The following is a 10015-nucleotide window of genomic DNA, read 5'->3' on the forward strand; positions in this document are numbered from 1 at the left end:
GGGCGGTCTGGCCCTGGCTAGGCCATCCGGATCACCTGTCCGAACGGAAAACTGTCGCTGGGAATCGCTCCCGGCAGCGCCACCCATAGCACCGGGTAGTTCGGCGGCGTGACCGGAAACGGCCCCTCGCCATCGGTGAAGTAGATCGCGGCATCGACCTGGCGCTCGCCCCGCTGGCGCTCCAGCGCGGCAAAGAAGGGGCGAAAATCGGTGCCGCCGCCGCCACGCACGCGCGGCAGCCTGAAGTCCGCCGTCACCTGATAGGGACCATACAATGCATCGTCGCAGAAGAACATGCGGCAGACGATGTGCGGATAGCTGCTCATGATGGCGCGTAATTCCGAGACAAACTGCTCCAGATCGTCGGCGCCGATCGAGCCCGAGGTGTCGATGGCCACATCGATGTTGACGGTTTCCTGCACCAGCGATTCGAGGTACAGGCCGGCGTGCACGAAGCGGTTGTCGAGTCCGGCGAAGTCGGTGGGTGTCTGGATCGTGAAGCGCCACAGCACGGTGCGCCAATCAATCTGCGGCTGGCAGGCCGCTTCCAGCTCCTTGGCCCAGCTGCTGCGCTCGGTGTCGCCCTGGCGCGCGCCGGCCTGGTCGCGCGCCTTGAACAGGGCCGCTTCCCAGTGCAGGCGCAGCGCCTCGTTGCCCGTGGCAGCCTGCGGCTGGCGGATGTCGCGCAGCGGTGCGACAGGCCCAGGCAAGGAGGCCGGCGGCGCGGGGGCCGGGGCCGGGGCCTCGACCTGCGCCGGCGCGGTTTTTGCGCCGCCAAAGCGCTTGGCCATGGCGGCCGACAAACCGCCTTGGCGGGTCTGGTCGGCGCGCACCGCGCCATGCGGCGATGCCGGACCGGATGCATTGCCGGCATCGGCCGATGGCGGCGTGTTGCGCTTGTCTTCAAGCTGGCCGGCGCTCATGCGGTGCTTTAACAGATGCTCGTAGACCTGCTCGGCGCTCTGCGGCACGAAGCGCTCGCCGATGTGGCCGGCCACGTAGCTGCCGGGCGGCACCGGTAATGTGGTCTGGGTGGTGATGATGTGGTTCACGATCACGTCGCAGGCGATATTCCACAGTTCAGCATTGCGTCCCGACAGGCGCAGCGGGTGCAGCAAGGCCGCGTGCAGGGTCAGGTGCAGCAGCAAGCCGGTGGCGATGGCATCGGGCAGCGCCAGGAACGCGTCGGCGTTCACCCGCACCACCTTGCCATCGGTATCGGCCAGCGCGACCTCGGGGTCGGTGCGATAGATGGCGAACAGGGTCAGCACCGCAAAATACGGATGCCGCTGGCGCAGCCGGATCTTGCAGCGCGACAGGGCTTCCAGGGCAGCACCGCCGCTCATTCGGCCAGGGCGAGGAAATCGGCAAGGAATGCCATCAGGCTTGCATCATCCTGCATCTGGCGCACAAATTCATCGAACAAGCGGCGCGTGCGCAGCTTGGGGAAGAGGTCGGCAGCGACCATCTGCACCCACTCGGGCGCCGCGTTGCGGCTCAGCCAGCGCAGGGCGTGCAGGGCTTGCTCGACCGTGGCGATGCGGCTCACCAGCCCGCTGCTCAGGGCATATTGCACCGATGGCTCTTCCGGAAACCCTTCCTTGGACTTGCCCTTCAAAATGGCGTCGATAGCGGGAATCTGCGCGGCCGCCTGGCGGAATACGCGGAACTCGGCCGCCGCGCCGGCGCCAATGGCCGGCGCCAGGTCGAGATCGAGCTTGAGCAGGGTGTCGGCCATCTCCCAGCTGCGCGGCGATGGCCAGGATTCGCTGGCGGCGTCGGGCTTGTGCAGCAGCGAGGGCCGGAAGTTCAGGAAACCGATGATTTGCTCGTGTACGTTCCTGCCGATCGCGTAATGGCGGAAACTGTCCAGGTCGGGCTCCACGCGCAAGTGCAGGAAGCGGTTCGCCAGCGGCGCCGGCATGTCGAACACGGCGGCGCGGTCTTCCTTGCGGTTGCCGGCGGCCCACACAAACCAGCCGGGCGGCACCGTGTAATTGCCGACCCGGCGGTCGAGCATCAGTTGCTGGGCCACGCCCTGCAGGGCTGGCGGCGCCAGGTTGATTTCGTCGAGGAACAGGATACCTTCGCCATCGCGCGGCAGGAATTCTGGCGGGAACCAGTAAGTGATGCCGTCGCGCGGCACCGGCACGCCGCGCAGGTCGGTCGGGGCCAGCTGGCTCAGGCGAATATCGATGAAGCCGATCTGGCGCTGCGCCGCCACCTGCGCCACCACGCTCGACTTGCCGATCCCCGGCGGGCCCCAGATCATCACGCTGTGCTGGACGCGGTGCGTGATCAGGGTCGATAGATACTCAAACAGGCGGCCGGGGTGCATACAGTCCTTGGGTTAGGTGCGCCGGAATGGCGCGTGGCCCCCTATTGTGCTGAAACTGATGAGAATCGGCAATAATTTACTTTACATTTAGCAAGTTTTTATGCCTGCGGCATGCCGGGCTCATCAGGCAACGTTCGCCGGTCCCTTGCTGGCGCTGCCCTTGTCGGCCACGGTGCTGCCATCATCCTGCCACTGGTCGAAGGTGGCCATGATGGTGGCGCGGGTCTTTTCGCTCAGCTCGGGCAAGGTGCCGCCGAGGGCCTTGGCGGCATCGTCGAAGCCCTGCTCCACGGCGGCGCGGATCGCGGCCAGCTTGGATGGATCGTCGCCGATCGCCGCCTTGGCGAAGTCAAGGATCCGTTCCGACACCTTGGCAACGCTGAATTCGCCATCGTCGGCGGTGGCCGCCTTGGCCGCTGCGATGGTGGCCGGGTCGGCATTGAGCTTTTGCTCGCCGCTGACCACCTTGGCCAGGTTCAGGCCCTGCTGCTCGACCGCCGGCAGGATCAGGTTGATGACTTCCTGGGCCTGGCGGTCCGATTCGGCCAGCAAGGCGTCCAGATCCGGCGGCGGCTGCACCACCGCGGCCGATGAACGTGGCACGCCGTAGGTCAGGGGCGGCTCGGACGGCCCGCTCAGGGTCACCTTGTCGCTCTTGACAGCCTCGTCCGCCTCGGCGCCCTCGCCGGGACGGCGCGCCACATCGCGCAGGACGATCGGTGCGGCGCCGGCCGCCGGGGTGGTGTTGGAAATGGTAATGCTCATGACCTCTCCTTGTTGGCGCATGGCGCGCCATAAATGTGCGATCTTGACAGGAATGGACGGCATTTTGCCGTGCTCGTCTTTGATTAACGGCAGGCGTGGGGAAAAGTTGAATGAAAATGACAATGGCCGGGATAAACAGACCCGGCCAGTGACATGCAGCAGCCTTGCAAGATGGATCGCCCGCGGCCGCATTACGCCAGATTCAGTGTCCAGGTGGTCACGCCTTCATCGGCATCGGTGGACATGGGCACGTCTTGGTTCCAGCTAGCAATATATGTCCATTCCTGGTCTTCAATCCAGTTCAGCCCATCGTACCAATTGGCGCGCAGGCGGATCAGCTTGACGTACAGATCGATGCTGTCCTTGATCCACATATCGTCGCCGTTAATGCGCAGCTGGATTTGCAGGTGGCCGCTCAGGCCTTGCGAAAACTCGAAGCCGTAGCCCGGATAGGGCATCGGAATCGTGCCGATGCCGGGTGGCAGCACCGGCGTCAGATCGTTCCTGCGCGGCAGCTTGGCTGGCCCGCTGTACACGTAGCTGCGGTCGTCGCCGATTTCATGGTCGTCTAATTCCGCATAATCGAGGTTGAGCACCCGGATCGGGGTGCCGTTTCTTAACACAGTTGCCTGTATCAGGTTATCGGTGCCGGCATTGGCAACATTTTTGGTCGCTGCGACCAATCCGATGGATCCAATCCACATAATAGCCTCCTGAGAATAATAGAAATGAGCATGTTCTTTCTTCATAAAAAGAACATGCAAGGGAGAATGGATCGGCTGCAAAACGTCGGCCTGCAACGTGGATACCGCCTGCCACTCTCATCCATTATTCGGTGGAGTCCCCTGGCGCTGTTTGCGTCATATTAATCGCCGCCCTGCGCCAACCGGCCGGCGCGAAGCGGCTTCATGCCGCAGGCCGCGCAATCGCGCTGCGGGGAATCTTTTTACTCGTAAAACTGCTCGCCATACACTTGTCGCGTCCAGAAGACCCGATCGAGCCATCGCCCCGCCAGTCAGGGCGTTCCCACCGGTATCACCCGCCCCTTGACCGCGTCAATCGGGCAAACCATTGGCAAGAACTGGTGCTGGCGCGCCGAATAGCCCATCAGCGCGCCGCTGTCGATATCGAAATACCAGCCGTGCAGTACCAGCTTGCCCTCCTCGACCCGGCGTTTTACCCACGGATAAGTCAGCAGGTTGTCGAGCGACTGCAAGATGCTGGCCTGTTCGCATGCCTTGTGCCGCTCTTCCGAACTCTTGTGCGCCAGCTCGCGCATCACGCGCACCCGCACCGGTTCGGCGATGCGCATCCAGCGCTCGACAAAACCGGTTTCCTGCTGCTCGGGCGAGCGCGGCTGCGGCGTGAGCAAGGCGCGGATGCCGCCGCAGCGCGCATGCCCGAGCACGATCACGCGCGCCACTTCCAGGTTGCAGATGGCAAACTCGATGGCCGAGCTGACACCGGGCGGCGCGTCCGGCGTGCACGGCGGCACCAGATTGGCGATATTGCGCACCACGAACATGTCGCCCGGCCCGCTGCCGGTCAGCAGCATCGGGTCGACCCGCGAATCGCAGCAGCCGATCAGCAAGGTGCTCGGGCGCTGTCCGCCGCGCAAGCTCTCGTAGACGCCATGTTCCTCGCTGAAATACTGTTCCTGGAAGCGGCTGAAACCGCGTACGAATTTTTCGATGTCTTGCATGTCGTGCTCCGTTCAGCCCGCGTACTCGCGCAAGCCGTCGATATTCATGATGGTCACGTTGCGCCCCTGCACGCCGATCAGGCCGTGCACGCTCAGGTCGGCCAGGATCCGCGAAAAATGTTCCGGCGTCAGGTTCAGGCGTGACGCCACCACCGCCTTGCTCACCGGCAGGGTCAACTGCGCGCCCTGCGCGGCGCCTTCATCCTGCAGCAGATAGCCGATCACGCGCTGGGTGCCCGACTGCAAGGCGACCGATTCCAGGTCGCAGATCAGGCCGTGCATGCGCCGGCTCAATCCGGCCAGCATCTTGCGCGCAAACGCCGGGTCGCGCGCAATGCCCTCGAACACCGCTTCCTTGGTCACGTGCAGCAGCAGCGAGTCGGCCAGCGCCGTGGCCGAGACGATGTACGGCTTTTCCATGAACATCAGCGCCTCGCCGAAACTGTGGCCGGGGCCGATCAGTTCGATGATCTTTTCGGCGCCGTTGGCCACCCCGGCGGCCAGCTTCACCTGGCCGAAAATAACCAGGTGAAAGCCGCGGCAAGCATCGCCACGCTGGAAGATGATCTCGCCGCGCGCCACGTGGCGTTCGCTGGTGCCGGCCGCGATGGCGTCGAGTTCCTCCGGCGACATCGCATCGAACAGCGGCAATCGCGCCAGGAAGGTCTGGGGCGCGAAGCGGGTCTTTTCCATGACCGCTCCCATGATCAGCAAGGCATGTCGGCGTTGCGCCGCGCGTAGCACCACCACGTGACCGCGATGCACGAGACGTAAAAGCCGACGAAGCACCACAGCGCCGCGTCCGGACCGCCGGTCATGGCGATCGAGGTGCCGTAGCACTTGGGAATGAAGAAGGCGCCGTAGGCGGCCACCGCCGAGGTAAAGCCGAGCACCGCCGCGCCTTCCTTGTTGGCGTCGACAATCGCCTGTTCCTTGGCCACATGGCCCTTGCCCTCGGCCGCGCGCTGGCGCTCGGTGAGGAAAATCACCGGAATCATGCGGAAGGTCGAGGCATTGCCCACGCCGGTACCGGCAAAGAGCAGCATGAACATCCAGAAGAAGCCGGTAAAGTTGCCGGCCACGTCGCCATGCGGCAGGAACCGGATCACGCCGACCACGGCCCCGATCATCAGCACGAAGGTCCACAGGGTCACCCTCGCGCCGCCCAGCTTGTCTGCCACGATGCCGCCCACCACCCGCGCCAGCGCCCCGACCAGCGGTCCGAGGAAGGCGTAATCGAGTGGATTGACATCCGGGAACTGGGTCTTGATCAACAGCGGAAAGCCGGCCGAATAACCGATGAACGAACCGAAGGTGCCCGTGTAGAGCCAGCACATCAGCCAGTTATGCTTGCGCTTGAAGATGATGGCCTGCTCCGAGAAAGACGCCTTGGCCGAGGCCAGGTCGTTCATCCCGAACCACGACGCCAGCGCGGTCAGCACGATGAACGGCACCCAGATGAAACCGGCATTCTGCAGCCACATGGCCTTGCTCGCGCCGCCCTTGACCCACTGCTGCGCGTCGCCGCCGAGCGCGCCGAACACGCCCGCGGTAATGACCAGCGGCACCACGAACTGCACCGCCGACACGCCCAGATTGCCCAGCCCGGCGTTCATGCCGAGTGCGTAGCCCTTTTGCGCCTTGGGATAGAAAAAGCTGATGTTCGCCATCGACGAGGCAAAATTGCCGCCGCCAAAGCCGCACAGCAAGGCCAGGATCAGCATGATCGGATAGCTGGTGTTGACATCCTGCACCGCGAAACCGATGCCGATGGCGGGAATCAGCAGCGAGGCCGTGGAGATGGTGGTCCACTTGCGCCCGCCGAAAATCGGCACCATGAAGGAATAGAAAATGCGCAGGGTCGCGCCGGACAGGCCCGGCAGTGCGGTCAGCCAGAACAGCTGGTTGGTGCTGTACTTGAAGCCGATATTGGGCAGGTTGACCACCACCACGCTCCACACCATCCACACCGCGAAGGCGAACAGCAGCGCCGGGATCGAGATCCACAGATTGCGGTTGGCGGTCGCCTTGCCGCTCTTTTGCCAGAAGGCCGGCAATTCCGGTTCCCACGTGGCGATGACATATTTACTCATGTTATGTTCTCCTTTGAATTAGGCAACCACGGCCAGGCGGGCCGGCGCGGCGGGGCGCGCGCTGTCTTTGAAGCTGAAATGCATCCACACCAGGGAAACGCACACCGTGCCGTAGAGCAGCATGAAAGCGGATGAGCGCACGCCGGTCAGGTCGACCAGCGCGCCGAACAGGATCGGCAGCACGAAGCCGCCCAGGCCGCCGGCCAGGCCGACCACGCCCGAGACCGCGCCGATGTTGTCGGAAAAGTCGTCGCCGATGAATTTGAAGACCGAGGCCTTGCCCACCGCCATGGCCACGCCGACGACGAACAGCAGCACGGTAAACATCAGCGGCGTCAGGCCAATCTGCAAGGTGGTGCTGCCGGTCACGGTCTTGATGATCATGTTGGTCTGCGGATACGACAGCAGGAAGAAGCAGACCCAGCACACCCACATGACCCACCAGGTGACCTTGTAGGCGCCGTATTTATCCGAGATCCACCCGCCCAGCGCGCGCAGCACGCCGCCGGGCAGCGAGAAGCAGGCCGCCAGCAATGCGGCCAGGCGCATGTCGAAGCCGTACTCGGTGACGTAATATTTGGTCATCCACAAGGCCAGGCCCACATAGCCGCCGAACACGACCGAGTAGTACTGGCAGTAGCGCCACACGCGCGGGTCCTTGAGCACCTTCATCTGCTCGCTGAAGGACACGCCGGCCGGCATCTTGTGGGTCGGGTCGCTGAACGAACACAGCCAGAACGCGACAGCGGTGACCAGCATCGCCACCGCATATACCTTGGGCAGCATCTGCCAGCCGAAAGCGGCGATGATGGCCGGGGCCACGAACTTGGTCAGCGCCGAGCCCGAATTGCCGGCGCCAAAGATGCCCATCGCCAGCCCGCGCCGCTCCTTGCCGAACCAGCGCGCCACGTACGGCGTGCCCACCGAGAACGAGCCGCCGGCCAGGCCGACGAACAGGCCCAGCACCAGGAAGTGCCAGTAGGCGGTGGCATGCGAAATCAGCCAGATCGGCAGTACCGAGCTGAGCATGAGGATGAAAAACACGATGCGTCCGCCGTAGCGGTCGGTCCAGATGCCGAGCGGCACCCGCACCAGCGAGCCGCTCAGCACGGGCGTTGCCGCCAGCAGGCCGAATTCGGTCTCGTTCAGGCCCAGCTGCGCCTTGATGGGAATGCCCAGTACCGCGAACATCATCCAGATGGCGAAGCAGATGGTGAAGGCGAAAGTACTGCTCGCCAGCACCGCGATTTGTTGCTTATTCTGTTGTTGATTCTTGCTAGACACGTTCTTCTCCCGGATCGATGACCTGATACAGGAAGCTTACGTGCTGCCGTAGAGCACGACTATTAGCCTGAGGGCGAGTTTTTTGATGCAAACTGGCTAGCCGACTAGGCCAAAAGAACTAGTCGGCATACTAACCGACTATTAGTGTTGACCTGAATCAACGATGCGTTTGCCGGTTTTGAGGTATAACAACAGACCGAGAAACCGTGAGGCAGCATCATGCAAGACTTAGCGACACCCGATTCCCGCTGCGAGCCAGGCTGCGCCACGCAAGACGCCGCCCAACTGAACGCCAGCTGCTTTTGCGCCGGACCGTCGGCCGAAGCGCTGGCCGGCGCGCTGCAAAACAACCATGCGGGGCCGCAGGTGTACGAGTTGATCAGCGAGCGCTGCCCGCATCTGTTCGCGGCGCTGCCGGTGTTCGTCTCGCCGGCCCAGGCGGCGCGCATGGCGCAGCTGATCGAGGCGGTCGAGCAGGTAGTGGCGCTGCCGGCTTACCAGAGCGCGGTGCTGGCCGATGCGCCGGCCATCGCGCGCCACGATCCGGGCGCGCGCGGCGTGTTTTACGGCTACGATTTTCATGTGGGCGAGGACGCGGTCGGCCTCATTGAAATCAACACCAACGCCGGCGGGGCCCTGCTCAACGCCGCGCTGGCGCGGGCCGGGCGTGGTTGCAGCGCCATTGGCGACGCCGGCGACGGCACGGCGCGCGCGCAAACGCTGGAAGACGACATCGTCGCCATGTTCCGCAACGAATGGCGGCTGGGCGGGCGCAGCACGCCGCTGCGCACCATCGTCATCGTCGACGACGAACCGGAAAACCAGTATCTGTATCCGGAGTTCCTGCTGTTTCGCCAGCTGTTCGCGCGCCACGATATCGACGCGCTGATCGTCGACCCTTCCATGCTGCGCTGGGAAGCGGGCAGCCTGTGGCGCGGCGACCTGATTGTGGACCTGGTCTACAACCGCCTGACCGACTTCATGCTCGACGCGCCCGAACACGCGGCCCTGCGCGACGCCTACCTGGCCAATGCCGTGGTGCTCACCCCGCATCCGCGCGCGCACGCGCTGTACGCGGACAAGCGCAACCTGGCGCTGCTGACCGACGATGCGCGTCTCATTGAACTGGGCGTGCCTGACGAGACGCGGGCGATTTTGCTGGGCGCGATTCCGCATACGCAACTGGTGCGCGCCAGCGAGGCCGATCGCCTGTGGCGCACGCGGCGCGACTGGTTCTTCAAGCCGGTGGCCGGCTACGGCGGCCGCGCCGCCTACCGTGGCGACAAGCTGACCAAACGCGCCTGGGAAGATATCCTCGGCGGCGACTACGTGGCGCAGGCGATCATGGCGCCGCCGGCACGCACCGGCGGCAGCGCCGCAGCGCCCGACCGGCTCAAGTTCGACATCCGCAGCTACACCTACGACGGCGCGGTGCAATGGACAGCGGCGCGCGTGTACCAGGGCCAGACCACCAACTTCCGCACGCCGGGTGGCGGCTTTGCGATGGTGTACACCGCGCAGTCGTAGGAATCCGCACCACTGCTAACTCGTTGCTCCGGCTGGCTCTTTGTTCCTGCCACTGGCAGAAACGACTTCCCGCGCCAAGGCGGCCCTCGGCGGGAACCCAAGTTCGCCCCATCACCGTTGTTGCCGCTAAGTTAAGCGGTTTTAAGACCACAAACCTCAATGCCGTCTTTCCCGCGCAGGCGCTATGCTATGCCCACATTTTTGCAAGTTTCCAGCCGTGCACCATGCTGTCGAAGCGCTGTAGCCCATGCAGCATGGTGATCGGTCCCGGTTTTGCTTCGCTGGCATAGCCGGTCCATCCTCCTA

9 protein-coding genes are annotated in these 10015 nt (G+C 64.1%); 1 reads left to right on the plus strand and 8 read right to left on the minus strand.

The window, feature by feature from the left end:
- Positions 1-17: 17 nt before the first annotated feature.
- From F1609_RS21865 to F1609_RS34240, 8 genes are all read right to left on the minus strand, one after another.
- On the minus strand, positions 18-1346 hold the full coding sequence (locus F1609_RS21865; protein ID WP_167078771.1) for a vWA domain-containing protein: 1329 nt from the start codon (positions 1344-1346) through the stop codon (positions 18-20).
- Complete coding sequence (locus F1609_RS21870; RefSeq protein ID WP_167078772.1) at positions 1343-2338, minus strand: AAA family ATPase; 996 nt, start codon at positions 2336-2338, stop codon at positions 1343-1345. The genes F1609_RS21865 and F1609_RS21870 overlap by 4 nt, the downstream gene beginning before the upstream one ends.
- 123 nt (positions 2339-2461) lie before the next feature.
- Entirely contained in the window at positions 2462-3103 is a 642-nt protein-coding gene (locus tag F1609_RS21875; RefSeq protein WP_167078773.1) for a hypothetical protein, read from the minus strand.
- A gap of 191 nt (positions 3104-3294) precedes the next feature.
- The gene (locus F1609_RS21880; RefSeq protein ID WP_167078774.1) at positions 3295-3852 is read right to left on the minus strand and encodes a hypothetical protein; all 558 of its coding nucleotides are present in this window, start codon (positions 3850-3852) and stop codon (positions 3295-3297) included.
- Between the two features lie 266 nt (positions 3853-4118).
- The gene (locus F1609_RS21885) at positions 4119-4805 is read right to left on the minus strand and encodes a carbonic anhydrase (protein ID WP_167078775.1); all 687 of its coding nucleotides are present in this window, start codon (positions 4803-4805) and stop codon (positions 4119-4121) included.
- A gap of 12 nt (positions 4806-4817) precedes the next feature.
- Positions 4818-5498, minus strand: a complete 681-nt coding sequence (locus F1609_RS21890) for a Crp/Fnr family transcriptional regulator (protein ID WP_167078776.1) — start codon at positions 5496-5498, stop codon at positions 4818-4820.
- Positions 5499-5512: 14 nt separating this feature from the next.
- Positions 5513-6898, minus strand: coding sequence for a NarK family nitrate/nitrite MFS transporter (locus tag F1609_RS34235; RefSeq protein WP_196785472.1), 1386 nt, complete (start codon positions 6896-6898; stop codon positions 5513-5515).
- A gap of 18 nt (positions 6899-6916) precedes the next feature.
- Positions 6917-8182, minus strand: coding sequence for an MFS transporter (locus F1609_RS34240; protein ID WP_370661657.1), 1266 nt, complete (start codon positions 8180-8182; stop codon positions 6917-6919).
- Positions 8183-8401: 219 nt separating this feature from the next.
- Between F1609_RS34240 and F1609_RS21900 the strand changes: the two genes are divergently transcribed.
- A complete protein-coding gene (locus tag F1609_RS21900; RefSeq protein WP_167078777.1) occupies positions 8402-9709 on the plus strand; it encodes a hypothetical protein in 1308 nt (435 codons plus the stop codon).
- The last annotated feature ends 306 nt before the right edge of the window (positions 9710-10015 follow it).

The organism is Massilia aquatica, from assembly GCF_011682045.1.
GTDB classification, from domain to species: Bacteria; Pseudomonadota; Gammaproteobacteria; order Burkholderiales; family Burkholderiaceae_D; genus Telluria_A; species Telluria_A aquatica.

Excerpts from the sequence above, each read along its gene's own strand:
- F1609_RS21865 (WP_167078771.1), bottom strand. The coding sequence starts at position 1,346 with ATGAGCGGCGGTGCTGCCCTGGAAGCCCTGTCGCGCTGCAAGATCCGG.
- F1609_RS21870 (WP_167078772.1), bottom strand. The coding sequence starts at position 2,338 with ATGCACCCCGGCCGCCTGTTTGAGTATCTATCGACCCTGATCACGCAC.
- F1609_RS21875 (WP_167078773.1), bottom strand. The coding sequence starts at position 3,103 with ATGAGCATTACCATTTCCAACACCACCCCGGCGGCCGGCGCCGCACCG.
- F1609_RS21880 (WP_167078774.1), bottom strand. The coding sequence starts at position 3,852 with ATGAAGAAAGAACATGCTCATTTCTATTATTCTCAGGAGGCTATTATG.
- F1609_RS21885 (WP_167078775.1), bottom strand. The coding sequence starts at position 4,805 with ATGCAAGACATCGAAAAATTCGTACGCGGTTTCAGCCGCTTCCAGGAA.
- F1609_RS21890 (WP_167078776.1), bottom strand. The coding sequence starts at position 5,498 with ATGGAAAAGACCCGCTTCGCGCCCCAGACCTTCCTGGCGCGATTGCCG.
- F1609_RS34235 (WP_196785472.1), bottom strand. The coding sequence starts at position 6,898 with ATGAGTAAATATGTCATCGCCACGTGGGAACCGGAATTGCCGGCCTTC.
- F1609_RS21900 (WP_167078777.1), top strand. The coding sequence starts at position 8,402 with ATGCAAGACTTAGCGACACCCGATTCCCGCTGCGAGCCAGGCTGCGCC.